The 16,002-nt window shown below is 41.4% G+C and carries 10 protein-coding genes; 7 read left to right on the forward strand and 3 right to left on the reverse strand.

Annotated features, from left to right (window positions below; genetic code table 11):
- Nucleotides 1-52 precede the first annotated feature (52 nt).
- Both V7K61_RS16485 and V7K61_RS16490 read right to left on the reverse strand, forming a co-directional pair.
- Complete coding sequence (locus V7K61_RS16485) at nt 53-340, reverse strand: hypothetical protein (protein ID WP_335054692.1); 288 nt, start codon at nt 338-340, stop codon at nt 53-55.
- Between the two features lie 723 nt (nt 341-1,063).
- The gene (locus V7K61_RS16490) at nt 1,064-1,897 is read right to left on the reverse strand and encodes a cell division protein FtsQ/DivIB (RefSeq protein ID WP_335054694.1); all 834 of its coding nucleotides are present in this window, start codon (nt 1,895-1,897) and stop codon (nt 1,064-1,066) included.
- Between the two features lie 882 nt (nt 1,898-2,779).
- Here V7K61_RS16490 and V7K61_RS16495 point away from each other — a divergent pair.
- On the forward strand, nt 2,780-4,111 hold the full coding sequence (locus tag V7K61_RS16495) for a P-loop NTPase fold protein (RefSeq protein WP_335054696.1): 1,332 nt from the start codon (nt 2,780-2,782) through the stop codon (nt 4,109-4,111).
- 84 nt (nt 4,112-4,195) lie between these two features.
- Entirely contained in the window at nt 4,196-9,244 is a 5,049-nt protein-coding gene (locus V7K61_RS16500) for an nSTAND1 domain-containing NTPase (protein WP_335054756.1), read from the forward strand.
- 110 nt (nt 9,245-9,354) lie between these two features.
- Here the strand turns inward: V7K61_RS16500 and V7K61_RS16505 are convergent, their stop codons facing one another.
- The gene (locus V7K61_RS16505) at nt 9,355-9,702 is read right to left on the reverse strand and encodes a hypothetical protein (RefSeq protein ID WP_335054698.1); all 348 of its coding nucleotides are present in this window, start codon (nt 9,700-9,702) and stop codon (nt 9,355-9,357) included.
- 787 nt (nt 9,703-10,489) lie between these two features.
- Between V7K61_RS16505 and V7K61_RS16510 the strand changes: the two genes are divergently transcribed.
- From V7K61_RS16510 to glyA, 5 genes are all read left to right on the forward strand, one after another.
- Nucleotides 10,490-11,326: a photosystem II manganese-stabilizing polypeptide gene (locus V7K61_RS16510; protein WP_334721044.1), complete on the forward strand. Its 837-nt coding sequence runs from the start codon at nt 10,490-10,492 to the stop codon at nt 11,324-11,326.
- A gap of 763 nt (nt 11,327-12,089) precedes the next feature.
- The gene (locus V7K61_RS16515; RefSeq protein ID WP_292729987.1) at nt 12,090-12,866 is read left to right on the forward strand and encodes an RNA polymerase sigma factor SigF; all 777 of its coding nucleotides are present in this window, start codon (nt 12,090-12,092) and stop codon (nt 12,864-12,866) included.
- Nucleotides 12,867-13,033: 167 nt separating this feature from the next.
- Nucleotides 13,034-13,900, forward strand: coding sequence for a hypothetical protein (locus tag V7K61_RS16520; RefSeq protein WP_335054700.1), 867 nt, complete (start codon nt 13,034-13,036; stop codon nt 13,898-13,900).
- Nucleotides 13,901-13,902: 2 nt separating this feature from the next.
- A complete protein-coding gene (locus V7K61_RS16525) occupies nt 13,903-14,154 on the forward strand; it encodes a hypothetical protein (RefSeq protein ID WP_335054702.1) in 252 nt (83 codons plus the stop codon).
- Nucleotides 14,155-14,583: 429 nt separating this feature from the next.
- Nucleotides 14,584-15,867, forward strand: coding sequence for a serine hydroxymethyltransferase (gene glyA / locus V7K61_RS16530; protein ID WP_335054704.1), 1,284 nt, complete (start codon nt 14,584-14,586; stop codon nt 15,865-15,867).
- The last annotated feature ends 135 nt before the right edge of the window (nt 15,868-16,002 follow it).

The following is a 16,002-nucleotide window of genomic DNA, read 5'->3' on the forward strand; positions in this document are numbered from 1 at the left end:
TGAAAGGGTAGATAAACGACTTTTTCAGGTGTTATTCACCTAAGAGTCAACTTTAGTTTGACAATGCCACAATATTATGGCGTTGTTCTTTATTGTTTTCACTACTGCCAAGCCTAACAGAATTGGCAGTGCGAAAATTTGCTATGGGATAAGCTTTTAACACAGCCGATCGCACAGCCAATTCTAGAGAAGTATACCTATATTTATCTAAAACTGACCTGTATAACTTCAACCAGACATTAATCTCTTCATTATTTTCAGCAGCGAGCATAACTTGTAAAGACACACTACAGCGTATCTTCTCTGCCTCAATAATAATATTGTTAATAGGTTTCACCATTGGGGATGATTGCAACTTTAGACACAAAATTTACCTTCTACTTACTTATGCTTAAGTTAAACTAAGCAAGAATTTACTTGTCAGACTATACCTGATTGATTTGTTCTTTGGGTGGTCTTAATGGACACTTTGTTGGAGTAATAGTCCATCCTACAAGAACCGTCACTAGTGCGGCCAACAAATCAAGATTTCCTAAGAAGTTCGTCACCTAATAGGAATTACGGCACAGATTAGTCCAAACTTATTGCCCAGAAACAATGCTTACGCAACTTTGGGCGGATCGTTACAGATTGAAACTTCGGTAAACTGTCTTTGGAAGTGTCCTCAACAGACCAAAGCCAGAGCCTTTTTGCCTCTGCACTTGGATGACGGCATAAACCGTTCTCATCAGTGACCTCTGTTCACTAGTCTGAATCTGAATGAAAAGCTCAAGCAACTTTCTCTTTTTTGCACTGGGTTTAGTCAAAGAATGTATGGGCAGAAGGCGTTTTGTACGCTACAGACCATCATTAGACTGTCTGACATCTTGCACCCTACTATTAGATGTTAGGGTAACAATTGAGAGTCTGTTACTCGCAATAGAGATTTTATGATTGATCTTCTCATTTTAATTAGAAGTTAATGCCGATTTTCGGGCCATTTGCTGGAAAACTGAAAATAATAAATATATTTATCAGCATAAAGCTTCTTAATTTACTAAGAGCTATCAAAATAATAAACATACTAAATGTTTCTAGGGATTTTGGGAGTTAATTTTTGGTCTTTTTGGTTCATCTGTACTAATGGGAATTCGGGATTTTTCAAATCGATATACTCTATTTGACTGGAATTAAATTTTGTTGCTAAATGGCGCATTTGGGCGAGTACCTTAATTTGTTCAGATAACTGGGGGCCTGGAACACCAAGATGCACATTTCCTAATTCTGTTTTCAAAATTAAATTTGTTGGATTTTGGCAATCAATTTCCATCACTTTCACGGGACTTTGGCTCACAGCTTCATGGAGTTGAGTCCAGTAGAGGCAGTATTGATTTGGCGAACCAATTACTCTGAGATTGGGTAATTTTCTGTTGGGATTCAGTGATGTGTATTTTTCTAAAGGCATCCAGGCCCCACTTGCATCTAGCAAGCCGATTATTACTTTTTTGTTGCCACGTGTTTGAGTTACCGCGACAGGTACTCGTTCTTGGATTTCGATGTTTAATCCAGGAGGAAATAGGCGGCGTCTGACGATCGCTTGGGCAATAGTTGGTTGTTTCTTCAAAGAGTTAGCGATCGCAGACGGTTCAATCCGCCACAAAGACTGAGGGTAAGACAGCACCAACAATGACTGAGTTGTTTGATCCGACAGCAATTTATTGCCTGATTTCATCACTATTTGTTTGGGAGCCTTTAGCATCCACACGGGTTGGACTGCCACCCACAACAATCCACCCGCCAAACCAGTAATGGCAAAGGTTCGCCAAATAGCTTGAATAATTCTCATCTGCCGCTGCCGACGCAATTTCTGACGACGCTGGGCTAGATGCGTGCGGGAAACTGATATTATGCCAGCCATTCACACCCCTTTTTGATTGCAATCTAAATTCCTTGACAAGCTCGTATCATTATTAATTTCAGTAAACACTGTTCGCATCTTTGAGCCGCTCTCCTCAAGACTTTTTTTATTTTTAGTAACACTTTACAGTAACTACACAATGATTATGGCGCTAGTCATTATTCCTATTAAAGTTTCCGGTGTCCATTTTTAACTGACTGTAGTCTTTTTGACAAGTTATTTTTGAAGATTTTTCCTTAAAGATTACAAAATATTAATTGAGAGATGTGGGATTTTGCTTTCTTGACAAATAGAATGTGAAATGATACACAAGTATTCCTGGATCTCTGTATACATTGCTATAATTCATACCAGTCAGACTCATCAGCTATCTAAACTGAGAACAATGAAAAATTGTAGCTTTTTTTACTTACTCCCTCAGCCATATAATTTTGTGGCAGGTCAAACAGAAGGGAGAGATTGTCAAAACCTCAATAGCAGGTGTAAAAAGGACAGATATGCTTAAGACCTGACGGGTCGAATGGCACGAATCAAAGATGAAACCCTTGCCAGGTATAGATATAGGGGATAGGGTGTAGGTTCTGAAAAAATCAAGAAAAGTAAAAATAAGTGCGAACATAAATAAAGTTATTCGTCACTATACCCCACACCCTACACCCCACACCCAAAAGCTTTGTAGATAATGGGTTTGCATTATCTTAGTGCCATTCGCTATTAGGATCAATTAAATCTCTACCATATTACTGACAGTAATCTGGAAAAAAGTGCTGTCTTTTGCAAGACACTGCCACCTTGTGAGTCAATCCTGTATCTACATCCTAGATAGGGATTAATTGTATAAAAAATTCAAACTAAACTGCATCTACATAAACCTCTACATACATGAAAACGACATTAAATTTGTCACGTTTTTATAAAGCATGTAACCCTAGCTACACGCTAAATATAAGTAACGTACTAGATCGGCAGTATTACATAGATTTTGCTGATGTACGTGGTTGCAAGATTGTCGAAGAATTGCAACGGACTATCGTTCGGATTTCTCCTGATGAGCCAACCTGTCAGTTATTTACGGGTCATATTGGCTGCGGTAAGTCAACGGAATTGCAGCGCCTCAAGACAGAACTAGAATTGGCAGGATTCCATGTGGTTTATTTTGAGTCCAGTCAAGACTTAGACATGGCGGATATTGATATCACCGATATTTTGCTGAGTGTAGCCCGTCAAGTCAGTGCCAGTTTAGAAAGTATTAGCATCAAACTCAAACCTGGTTACTTTACCAATTTATTTAAAGAAGTAGGCGATTTTTTGCAAAGCCCCATAGAGCTTTCTGGACAAGCAGAGCTGTCCTTGGGTATTGCCAAAATTACCGCCAAAACCAAAGATAGCACCCAGATGCGGAATCAACTAAGACAATATTTGGAACCGCGAACCAATAGTATTTTGCAAGCGATTAACGAAGAGATTTTAGAAAAGGCTGTTGAACAGCTAAAGCTAAGGGGTCAAAAAGGACTGGTAGTGATTGTAGATAATTTGGATCGAGTGGATATGCGTCCCTTAGCATCCGGGCGATCGCAACCAGAATATCTCTTCATTGACCGAGGCGAACAGTTACGCCGACTTAAATGCCACCTAGTTTACACAATTCCCCTAACATTAATTTTCTCCAATGAGTATGAGACGCTGAAAAATCGTCTGGGGGGAGGGATTGCACCAAAAGTACTGCCGATGGTATTAGTGCGGCAAAGAGATGGCAGTGACTACGAACCAGGAATGTCACTAGTACGCCAGTTAGTTCTAGCTAGAGCTTTTCCAGAAGTTCCTTTGAATAGCAGACTTTTATTAATTACAGAATTATTCGATCGCTCCCAAACCTTGGATCGTCTATGTCGCGTTAGTGGTGGTCACATTCGTAACTTATTGGGCTTACTTTATAGCTGCCTGCAACGACAAGATCCGCCTTTTTCTAGGGACTGCTTAGAAGCCGTGATTAAGGATTACCGTGACGATCTGCTATTAGCTATTGATGAGTCCCAGTGGGAATTATTGTTTGAAGTAGTACAGCAGCAGAGAGTTAAAGGTGAGTCTGACTATCAGAGCTTACTAAGAAGTATGTATCTGTTTGAATATCGCGATCCTGTGGGGCGCTGGTTTGGCATCAGTCCAGCTTTGGCAGAAACAGAAAAAGTTTTGGCTTGGCAACAAAACAAGTAACAGTCAATTGTCATTTGTTATTGGTCATTCGTTGGTGAACTAATGACCAATGCCCCATATCCAATACCTAATGCCCCATATCCAATGAGTAATGACAAACAGCTACGTGTCTACACCAAAGAAAATCAGCATACTTTGCAAAGACTGATTAGAGCGATCGCACTTTCCGAAGGTCAATTTGCTCTGATTTTAGTTCGATGCAACTATGGGCGATTACGCGAGCAAATGTTAGAGAATATTCGCTCGAACACCAAAGAAATTAATATCAGAGAAATCGTTCTCAATCCATCAACTACTTCTTTACACAGCACAATAATCTCAGAACTATATTTAGATAATCCTGCCGTCCTTACAGACTCTTTACCGTCTGCTGTGATGGTTTTCGGTATTGAGTCAACTACCGACCTAGAAAACTTACTTACAGGTATCAACCAAGCACGAGATATCTATGCTGCGACTTTTCCATTTCCAGTGGTGTTGTGGCTACAGGATGAAGTAGCATCATTGCTTTCAAGATTAGCGCCTGATTTCAAAAGCTGGGCTGCAACCACTATTAAATTTGAAATGGCCAAAGCAGATTTAATTGCTTTGATCTCTCAAGAGGAAGAATCTCTATTTGCCAAAGTTTTAGAAGCAGGTGCTGAAACATTTTTATCTAACGCCTTTCTAGATTTAGATCCTAAGTCGCAACACCGCCACGAAATAGAATCAGCACGTAATGATTTACTACGCCTGTATGGCATTAAATTAACACCAGGATTAGAAGCTAGTTTAGAATTTGTGTTGGGGCGAGATAAATACGCCAACGATCAAATTAATGGTGCGTTAGCCAATTATCAGAGAAGCCTTGCATTATGGCAGCAGGAAGCAAGGAGAGTAGCAGAGTGGGAGAGTAATTCTTCTTTGCCTCTCTCATGTCATCAACCTATGTCCCCCTCATCTTTACTCAAGCAAGCAATAGTACTATTCCACCTGGGGCTTTGTTATCACCGAATGGCAGACTTATACCAGAATACTAGTAGCTATTGCGAACATGCTCTGTCGTGGTTTAAACAATGCTTGGAGCTATTGGAGGAGGTACAAAGAGAAGACTTAGTTGCTAAATTCATTTTGCCTGCTTGTGAAATGCTGCAACGCTTACAAAACTGGGATGAATTAAAAGAATTAGCTCAAAAGTCATTACACCTACATAAAACTTATGGAACTCCCGCACAAGTTGCTCAAAATTATGGTTTTTTGGCAAATGTGGCGGCTTCAGAATCGAATTGGGTACTGGCTCATGAATTAGCAAATACAGCGCTTTCTATCTCCGAAGAAGTAACACAAGTTTCTTTGCGAGACGCTTTGCGAAGACGACGACAAGAAAGTTGGTATCTTCTCTTGCTAGCACGCACACAACGGCATTTGGGTGAGTGCGAGGAAGCTATCAATAACTTGGAATGGGCGAGGGTAGTTTGTGAGCTACAACATCAGCCATTACTGTACTTAGAGATTTTAGAGGAACTGCGATCGCTTTACTTTTTTGAGTGTCATAACTATACAGAAGCCTTTAAGCTGAAGCAAGAAAAAATTAAAATAGAACATCAGTATGGCTTTCGTGCCTTTATCGGGGCAAGTCAATTACAGCCACAACGCCCTAGAATTAACCCAGTACTAGAACCTCACAAAATACCGTTTATTCCTGAAGAAATTGCTCAAGAAATATCTGCTTCTGGACGGCAACAAGATGTAAATCGTTTAATTGAAAGAATTGCCCGCGCTGACTACAAACTCACAGTTATTTATGGCCCATCTGGTGTAGGTAAAAGTTCAATTCTCAAAGCTGGTTTAGTCCCAGCACTCAAGGGTAAAGTTATCGGTGAACGCATTCCTATACCGATTGTTTTGTCTGTTTATACTGATTGGATAACAATCTTGAGCAGCAGTATTAACCAAGCATTAGCATACACAGGAATATCGGTTAATATTGACTCTACACCCACCATAATACTAGAAAGAATTCGGCTAGCATCTGAACGCAATTATACAATAGTTATCATATTAGACCAGTTTGAAGAATTTTTCTTTATTAGTAATCCTCCTACACAAAGAATAGAATTCTATAAATTTTTTAGTGAATGTTTAAATATTTCTTATGTAAAAATTATTCTTTCATTACGAGAAGATTACTTACATCATTTATTAGAGTTTGAACGTTTGAGTCAGAAAAATAGTACTGGCTTATATGATTTAGGAGTAATTAATAAAAATATTCTTGATAAAGATATTCGCTACTATTTAGGAAAATTCTCTAGCCGAGATGCTAAAGCTATAATTCACAGTCTTACTCAACGTTCACATTATGAACTAAGTGAGGAATTAATTAACCGATTAGTCCAGGATTTGACAGGAGAACTAGACGAAGTACATCCAATTGAATTACAAATAGTCGGTGCTCAACTACAAATAGAAAACATTACGACACTTGCGGAATATAAGCTTTGTGGTGGCTCGGCAAAATTGGTGGAACGCTGGTTAGGGGAAGTTATCAAAGACTGTGGTCAAGAGAACGAAGAGTTAAGTTGGAAATTATTATTTGAGTTAACAGATGAAAAGGGGACGCGACCTTTAAAAACTAAAGCTGATTTAGCGGCCGCATTAGTTAATAATTATGATATAGATACGATATCAAGCTTTGACAAAGTTGGAGAACTGATTTTAGAAATATTGGTGGGTTCAGGCTTGGTATTGCGAGTTAGAGAAGAGTTAGGCGATCGCTACCAGTTGGTTCACGATTATTTAGTTGAACCAATTCGCCAAAAGAACAACTATGGTATGCTCGCCGAATTAGAAAAAATCAAACTTGAAAAAACTAGAGCGGAAGCAGCCCAACAACTTAGTCAAAAGCAACTAAATTTGGTATTGCAACGACGACTGCGGGAAGCGCGGATAGCAGGTGTAATCCTAGCAATTATGGGGGGAACAATAGCAGCGTTATGGTGGCAAGCCGACTTACAAAAAAGAGCAGCAGTCCGCCAAACTCTACGAGCTGAACGTAGTGAAACCAACTTGCGAATTAGTGCGATCACTGCTGCTAGCGAAGCTCTGTTTGCATCTAATAAAGAATTTGATGCCCTCTTAGAAAGTTTGCGGGCTTGGAGAGGACTTAAACAAGCAGATGGAGTTCAGCCAGATACCCGAATGCGGGTGGTAACAGCCTTGCAACAAGCAGTTTATGGGGTAACTGAGGTTAACCGCCTGGAAGGGCACACTGATATTGTCTGGGGAGTAACTTTCAGCCCAGATGGTCAGTTGATAGCATCAGGTAGCCGAGATCAGACAGTGAAACTTTGGCATCCTGACGGTACTTTACTCCAAACCCTCAAAGGTCACACTGATGCTGTTACCTGTGTAAGTTTTAGCCCTGATGGTCAAACCCTAGCCTCCGCTAGCCTCGACAAAACAGTGAGAATTTGGCGCAAAAACTCGGTTACAGGTGAATTTGACCCCAAACCATATAAAATCCTGAGAGGACATGAAGATTGGGTTTATAGCGTCGATTTTAGTCCTGATGGTGAGTTATTAGTTACTGGCAGTAAGGATAAAACCATAAAACTCTGGCGCAAAGACGGTAGTTTAGTAAAAATACTGAGAGGACATCAAGGGTGGGTTAACTGGGTAAACTTCAGTCCTGATGGTCAATTCATCGCCTCAGCTAGCGATGACAAAACAGTGAAAATCTGGCGGCGGGACGGTAGCCTCGTTACAACTTTGCAGGGACATAAGCAAGGCGTGATTGTGTCTATTTTCAGCCCAGACGGTAAATTCCTAGCGTCAGCAGGTCGAGATCAGACAGTGAAACTTTGGCGGTGGGAGAGTAGCAACACTAAAGAGGGTTTTGACTTTTTTCCTTACAAAACTTTACGGCAGCATAACGGTACGGTGTGGAGTTTGAGCTTTAGTTCGGATAGTAAAAAGTTAGCTTCCGCAGGCGAAGACAATACCATAAACCTCTGGAGTATCACTGGTAATTTACTCAAAACCTTCAAAGGACACAGTGATGCTGTCGTTAGCATCGCTTTCAGTCCAAAAAACAAATTGTTAGCTTCAGGAAGTTTCGACAAAAGCGTGAAACTATGGAGTTTAGATGCTCCAAGACCGTCTATGCTTCAAGGGCATCGAGATCGAGTTTTGAGCGTTGCTTGGAGTCCTGACGGTCAGATGCTAGCTTCTGGTAGTAGCGATCGCACTGTCAAACTTTGGCAGCGATACACCAGTAGTGGCGAGATCAAAACTCGACTTTACAAAACTTTGGTGGGACACACAAATAAAGTTCCTAGTGTCAGTTTTGACCCAAAAGGTGAAATGCTGGCTTCAGGAAGTTATGACAAAACTGTGAAACTTTGGCGGCTTGACGGTACTTTAATCATGACTCTCCACGGACATAGCGATAGTGTCATGAGCGTCAATTTCAGCCCTGATGGTCAGTTTTTAGCATCAGCTAGCAAAGATAAAACAGTGAAACTTTGGAACCGTGAGGGCAAGTTGCTCAAAACCTTAGTGGGACATCAGGGTTGGGTAAATAGCGTCAATTTCAGCCCTGATGGTCAGGTTTTAGCCTCTGCCAGTGACGATCAAACTGTGAAACTTTGGCGGCGGGATGGTACTTTGCTCAAAACTTTCTCGCCTCATGATAGCTGGGTATTGGGTGTCAGCTTTAGTCCCACTGACGAGTTGCTGGCTTCTGCTAGCTGGGATAACACCGTGAAACTGTGGCGACGGGATGGGACGTTGTTAAAAACTTTATTAAAGGGGTACAGTGATAGCGTCAATGCCGTGACTTTCAGCCCCAATGGTGAATTACTCGCCGCCGCTAGTTGGGACAGTACAGTGAAACTCTGGAGCCGTGATGGCAAATTAATTAAAAGTCTCAATGGGCATCGCGCTCCGGTATTAAGTGTCAGTTTTAGCCCAGATGGTCAAACACTAGCATCAGCTAGTGATGACAACACGATAATTCTGTGGAATTTACATCTTGACGATCTGCTTGTTCGTGGTTGCGATTGGGTGGGTGATTACCTTAAGCACAACCACAATCTTGAAGAGCGCGATCGCCTTCTTTGTGATGGGATAACCCGCACAAACCCTTTTTAATTACGAATTATAAATTAGGTTGAAGCCTCAATGAGCAACCGCTCTTGGTTTAGCGGTTGATGAGGCGATCGGAGTTATTAATTCAGAACTCGAAATTTATTTCTAGCTAATCAGCCAAAGGAGCGATCGCTCTCCAAAAGTTCATGGCTATTTTCTTCGGGAGCCTCTTGTGGCAAATTCGCTAAAAAGGCTTGTAGCCTCATCCGCTCAATATAGGGCCAGCCTCCCTCAGACTCAATATCTTTCAGCAGTGAGTAAAGTTGGCGACGGTTAACAGGTAAACTCTCTTGGAAAACCCCATCCCGGATCTCTCGGTGTAACTGCTCTAATTGCCGCAGCAAAGCTAAAAGAGCTACAGTATCGCCTTCACAAGCTGTAGCGGCATCATACACCACAGTTGCGATCGCTTGCAGTTTACCAGACAACTTCTCTGATTCAATATTTTTGTGATCGTTCATGCCACCTTTTCCGTATAAATGAGGTCAACTCAAATTTACCGGAGATTTTTAATTTTCCCTAGTTTGTCAGTTGTCTCCCTGTTATCCCATCTCCTCACTTGCCCTAGTTAGCGGTGAATATAACTAGATTTGTATCTTTATCAAAAGCAATTGCGATCGCTCCAAAAAGAGCGTAGTAACCTTTAGCATAGGCTTTACAGAAGCTAGATGCGATCGGGACGAGACTTTCTTGGATTTTGAGAACTTTGATTTTGAGTTAAAAAAAATCGTATGATCTGGCTGATTTACCCATCTAACAATGGGCTGTATGTAGTGGCGTCACATACATGATACAAAAAGACTTGGGCGACGCCGCTTTTGCGATCGGCAAAAGCAAAGTGCGAAGCAGAAACCACTGTTCGCATTTTTCAAGGCACAAGCATTTATGCTTCTCTGTGTGAGGCTTACTCATACACTCGCCCAACTCTAAACAAATGCCACCAACAGTAAAACTGCTGGTTTTTTGCTCCCCTAGTGACACACATCCAAAATGGATGCAGTGTGCTACTTAGTCTGGGGTCTACACCCCAAGCTCAAGATAGCGACACGTTTAACTACGTTTAGCAGAGAAAAGTTTGAGCAGCGTCTGATAACTAGACACCCGAACACTTGCTTCAACTCTCTTAATCAGAGCAAAGCCGTGTTCAAACAAAGGTAGCTTTTCGCAGAGTAGCGGCTTCTCATTAGAGATAAAAGCTTCGATGCAGTTTTACAACTTAGATATTAATTTTTGAGATTGAGGTTGACCATGAGGTATCGCGCTTTAATTGTTGCATTCTTGGCTTTGTGCCTGGGGCTAATAACCGCTTGTAGTGATGCTCCTGCTAGCAGTAGTGGTAGAGATGTACTGACTTACGATCAAATTCGCGGCACTGGCTTGGCTAACAAATGCCCCCAACTAGCAGAAACAAGCCGTGGTTCCCTTCCCATTGATTCTAGCCAGTCTTATACCATCAAAGAACTTTGCTTGGAACCAACTAGCTTCTTCATTAAAGAAGAACCTGCTAATAAACGGCAAGAAGCAGAATTTGTTGCTGGCAAATTGTTGACCAGATACACTTCCACCATTGACCAGGTACAAGGTAATCTGAAAGTCAACGCAGATAATAGCCTGACTTTTACGGAAACTGATGGTCTTGACTTCCAAGCCATCACTGTGCAACTTCCTGGTGGTGAACGAGTACCTTTCCTCTTCACCATCAAAAATTTGGTTGCTCAAAGCCAACCCAGCTTGACTAGTATTAACACCTCCACGGACTTTGAAGGCAGCTTTAAAGTTCCTTCCTATCGTGGTGCTGCCTTCCTAGATCCCAAAGGTCGTGGTGTAGTCAGTGGCTACGATAATGCCGTAGCTCTCCCCGCCCAAGCAGATGATGAAGAACTTACCCGCACTAACGTCAAGCGTGCTGAAAATCTCAATGGCAAGATTTCTCTGCAAATCGCTAAAATAGACAGTTCTAGCGGTGAAATTGCTGGCACTTTCGAGAGTGAACAGCCATCTGATACAGATTTAGGTGCTGGCGAACCTAAAGAAGTCAAGATTCGTGGTCTATTTTATGGACGGGTTGAATCGACTCGTGGTTAAATCCTCGAAAGTAAGGCAACTGACTGACACTCAAAACGACAATTCTGTAAGTATCAGACTTGATCGCAAAAGTTAAACTATCCACCCTCTTTAAAAAAGAGGGTGGATAAATTTTTTACAAAAATGAGAAAAAGTTAAATCTGAGTAAAACTGGGGGCAAAATAGCCCTGATAATTGGGAAAATTATTATCCCTCAGTCTTATGGGTGACTTGATTCATCCCTTTAACTTTTTCCCTTTCATTAAAACACCATAGACTTAAGTACAAAAAAGGGTGAGACGCCCTTTTTTTATTGGCTTGCGTAAATATACATAAGATTTTTTTAAATTATTAGTAATTTTTAACTATTGGATAATTTTTAGGGGAATGAATACGTAATTTTACTGTAAATACAACTTTTGCTTGTCAAACAAAGGCTCGACTACTGTTGTTTCGTTTCTCTAAATTAACTTCATCATTAATTAATTCAAGTTAAGTACAATCTCGGTTTGATATTTAGTGATTAATTTTATATTTTATTTCTATGTGGTTCTAAAAAAGCTACAGGTCATACCAAAGATAAATAACCAACTAAATAACGATTTCGCCCATTTAAATTTTGCTCGATTGTCAAGTAACCTATGGAATTTTAATAGAAAGTCTTTATTATCTACCATAGTATTTGCTAGGAAATATAGCGCAATATTTCATTTGATATCGTGCGATCGCAGCTTAATTTAAAAGCGAATAATTGATTCTTTATTTGCTCAATAAACCCGGTGCTATGCCTACCACAGTCACCAATGAACTAAAGCACGAAATTTGGCAGTTGTTGCGAGAATATCAGCAATCTCCGTCAGAAAACATCCGCAATCAACTGGTAAAACTCAATTTTGGACTTGTGAGAAAAGAAGCTCACTACTGGACAAATCAATGTCATGAAACCTACGATGATTTGCTCCAAGTTGGATGTTTGGGTTTAATCAGAGCTATTGAAAGATTTGAAATTTCCAAGGGACATGCCTTCAGTTCCTACGCTCTTCCCTATATTCGGGGTGAAATTCAACATTATCTCCGAGATAAAGGTGTCACCGTGCGAATTCCTCGGAGATGGTTAGCGCTCCAACAGCAAGCAATAGGAGTATCACGTTCTTGGCGTGAAAAACACAATCGTCAACCAACCGACTCGGAATTAGCAGCAGCACTGGAAATTTCTCCAAACGAATGGCAAGAAATTAAATTAGCATGGGTCAATCGCGCTCCCTTGAGTCTTGATGTGCCAATCCAAGATGGAGAAGAAGGTTCTACCTGCTTGGGAGAATTGGTTCCAGATCCTCACTATCGCAGCTTTCAACTGGCACAAGAAGACCAACTTCGCTTACAACAAGCGTTGGTTCAGCTAGAAAAACGCACCCGCGACGTGTTGGAATGTGTGTTTTTGCAAGATTTGACCCAAAAACAAGTTGCAGAACATCTGGGCATCAGTGTAGTAACGGTTTCCCGTAGAGTCAAGAAAGGACTGGATTTGATGAAAGAGCTTATGGGTGTGGCAGAAGATTGACTGCAAACAAACAACAGACCGCACTTATACTGGGTATGCAGTGCTAAAAATAACCCTTGAAATGTGAAAAATTAGGTTATAAAGGGAACATACTTTGCCTTTAATCCAAATTCTAGGCATTGTTTATTTCCACTTTTCAATTTTCCAATGGCTTTTGAGAAAGGCTCATGGGCATAACTTCAAAAATTACAATTGCAGCTATTCTAACTTTGGCGATCGCCGGATGTGCTTCTGAAGATACACCACAAGCTATCAATCCTGTGCCAGTTCCCAAAATAGCAAAAAAGTCGCCACCAGCGGCTCAATCCTTTAAGAATCCAGTGATACCGGGTAAACAGGTCTCACAAGTTAATCTTGCATCTGTTAGCTTGATTCAATCCACTAATGCTACAGAGCGGACACGGGAACTTGTGGTATCAAAAGCTCGAAGCGATCCTTTTGCACAACTTTTCGGGCAGACTTTTCCCGGAATGTCTAAAACATCTGGAAGACCAGTTCCCGTGGTTCCTAAGCTACCTACTGCATCACTAACAGTACGAAAACTTCCAACACGCAGCATCGCTTTAAATCCAAAGAAAAATAACGTTTCTTCTCTACCAAAAAAAGTCAATCCTACAAAAGTCAATCCTACCTTGACTTCAGTGTTGCCTAAAGTTTTGCCTCAAGTTGTCTCCAACCCTACTTTAGTCTCTGTATTGCCACCGCCAGCACAGCCTGAGTTAGCAAGGGCAGTGGTTGTGACTGGTGTAGTTCTAATTAGTAAAGAACCACAGGCAATTATCAAAGTACCGGATGAGCCGACAAGTCGGTATGTACAGGCGGGACAGCGATTAGCAAATGGCGTACTGATTAAACGTATTGAAATGAATCAGGGCTACAACCCGATCGTGATTTTGGAACAATATGGTATTGAAGTTGCCAAAATGGTAGGGGAAGGGACTGTCAAATCAACGTCGTCGGCTGCATCTGCTACCGGCAATGCTATTTCAGTGACAATGCCCCTCCAAAATACCTTTAATGTGGGAGCTTCATAAAGATGGAGACTAAGGAAAAAGTTGAATTCGCTGGTTTGCCTTTAGCTGTTTATAGAGAAATAGCAGCTCATTTACGTCAAGTCGAAGGGGTGGAAGTGGATTTAATTCCTCAGTCATCCCAACAGTTTGATTACAATCAAAGTCAAGTTGCTGGCTTGAGCCTCTCGTGGACACCAAACTCTAGCTTAGAAAATCGGCAACGAGTTAACCAGATTTTGGCTTACTATCAAAATCGCTATATGAATCCTATTTGATTTTTTGATTTGTGAGAATTGCAACCCGCAGAACCCCGACTTATTAAAGAAGTTGGGGTTCTTGTTGTTCGCGAATCATTCTGAAGTTGATTCCACACAGCGATGTCTCCGACGGTCACTGAGCGCAGCCGAAGTGCGGGCTACGCCTACGCAGTAAGCATTATTTAACATAGGTTCATAAAGAATACTGTCTAACGACCTCACAACACCCAGAAAGGTGAGGATTTCAAAAAGCAACGTTATGATAATTAATGCATTAATCGAGCTTGGGTCTAATAATAAATAAGTTGGCACAAATAAACCTCCAGAGTACGGAGACGATTAATTGCCTCTGTACAGCAGTCAAAAACTATTGCTCTTGACTGTATATTTAGGTGCTGCGTCCAAGCAAAATCAGCCGTTGTACAAATTTCCATAAGGATAATTCAAGTGACTAGGACTAATTCAGACTTTCTTTCTTCCAGCGATCCGGCGATCGCAGGGTTAATCAACGACGAACTACAGCGTCAACGAGATCACTTGGAGTTGATTGCTAGTGAAAACTTTACGTCTGCTGCTGTACTGGCGGCTCAAGGTTCGGTACTGACAAATAAATATGCTGAGGGTTTACCTGGCAAACGCTACTATGGCGGTTGTGAGTTTATCGACAAAATAGAGCAACTAGCGATCAATCGCGCTAAACAGATATTTGGGGCTGCTCATGCGAATGTGCAACCTCATTCTGGCGCACAAGCCAATTTTGCTGTGTTCCTGTCTCTGTTGGAACCAGGGGACAAAATTATGGGGATGGATTTGTCTCATGGGGGACATCTTACCCACGGTTCTCCTGTCAATTTCTCAGGTAAGTGGTTCCAAGTTAGTCATTACGGTGTCAGTCAACAAACAGAACAACTTGACTACGACCAAATTCGCGAGCTGGCGCTGAGGGAGCGTCCTAAGCTCTTGATTTGTGGTTATTCGGCTTATCCCCGTGTAATTGACTTTGAAAAGTTCCGTAGTATTGCTGATGAAATCGGCGCTTACTTACTTGCCGATATTGCTCACATTGCTGGTTTAGTTGCCACTGGTCTTCATCCCGATCCCATTCCTCACTGTCACGTAGTAACAACAACTACCCATAAAACTCTACGCGGCCCTAGAGGTGGTTTAATCTTGACTGGCGACGCAGAACTAGGTAAAAAGCTAGATAAATCTGTTTTTCCTGGCAGCCAAGGCGGGCCATTAGAACACGTTATTGCTGCCAAGGCAGTAGCTTTTGGAGAAGCCCTCAAGCCTGAGTTTAAAACTTATTCTGCCCAAGTGATTGAAAATGCTCGTGCTTTGGCCGAACAACTCCAAAACCGTGGTTTAAAGTTAGTATCTAACGGCACTGATAATCATTTAATCTTAGTAGATTTACGCTCTGTAAGTCTAACTGGTAAGCAGGCAGATCAGCTAGTCAGTACCGTGAATATTACTGCTAACAAGAATACTATTCCCTTTGATCCGCAGTCGCCATTTGTTACCAGCGGTCTGAGGTTAGGTTCGCCAGCAATGACCACACGAGGCTTAGGAGTAGCAGAATTTACCGAGATTGCCAATATTATTAGCGATCGCTTACTTTCTCCAGATTCCGACGTAGTAACCCAAGATTGTCGGCAACGGGTAGCGGCATTGTGCGATCGCTTCCCCTTATATCCTCACCTGGAAATTCCTGTACCAGCATTAGCCTGACATGATAGTTAGGAGTTAAGAATTAGGAGTGATGAGTTTTAAATATTGAACTCCTAATACCAATTCAATTAATGATTGCAACACATCCTTGGGTAAAGACGCGATGAATCGCGTCTCTACAAATGGTCTATTTGT

The sequence above is a fragment of the Nostoc sp. genome (assembly GCF_036918015.1).
In the GTDB taxonomy this organism is placed as follows: domain Bacteria; phylum Cyanobacteriota; class Cyanobacteriia; order Cyanobacteriales; family Nostocaceae; genus Nostoc.

What these genes read in the sequence shown, in the direction of transcription:
- V7K61_RS16515 (WP_292729987.1), top strand. Translation starts at nt 12,090, where the DNA reads ATGCCTACCACAGTCACCAATGAACTAAAGCACGAAATTTGGCAGTTG.
- V7K61_RS16525 (WP_335054702.1), top strand. Translation starts at nt 13,903, where the DNA reads ATGGAGACTAAGGAAAAAGTTGAATTCGCTGGTTTGCCTTTAGCTGTT.
- V7K61_RS16520 (WP_335054700.1), top strand. Translation starts at nt 13,034, where the DNA reads ATGGGCATAACTTCAAAAATTACAATTGCAGCTATTCTAACTTTGGCG.
- V7K61_RS16500 (WP_335054756.1), top strand. Translation starts at nt 4,196, where the DNA reads ATGAGTAATGACAAACAGCTACGTGTCTACACCAAAGAAAATCAGCAT.
- V7K61_RS16495 (WP_335054696.1), top strand. Translation starts at nt 2,780, where the DNA reads ATGAAAACGACATTAAATTTGTCACGTTTTTATAAAGCATGTAACCCT.
- V7K61_RS16505 (WP_335054698.1), bottom strand. Translation starts at nt 9,702, where the DNA reads ATGAACGATCACAAAAATATTGAATCAGAGAAGTTGTCTGGTAAACTG.
- V7K61_RS16490 (WP_335054694.1), bottom strand. Translation starts at nt 1,897, where the DNA reads ATGGCTGGCATAATATCAGTTTCCCGCACGCATCTAGCCCAGCGTCGT.
- V7K61_RS16510 (WP_334721044.1), top strand. Translation starts at nt 10,490, where the DNA reads ATGAGGTATCGCGCTTTAATTGTTGCATTCTTGGCTTTGTGCCTGGGG.
- V7K61_RS16485 (WP_335054692.1), bottom strand. Translation starts at nt 340, where the DNA reads ATGGTGAAACCTATTAACAATATTATTATTGAGGCAGAGAAGATACGC.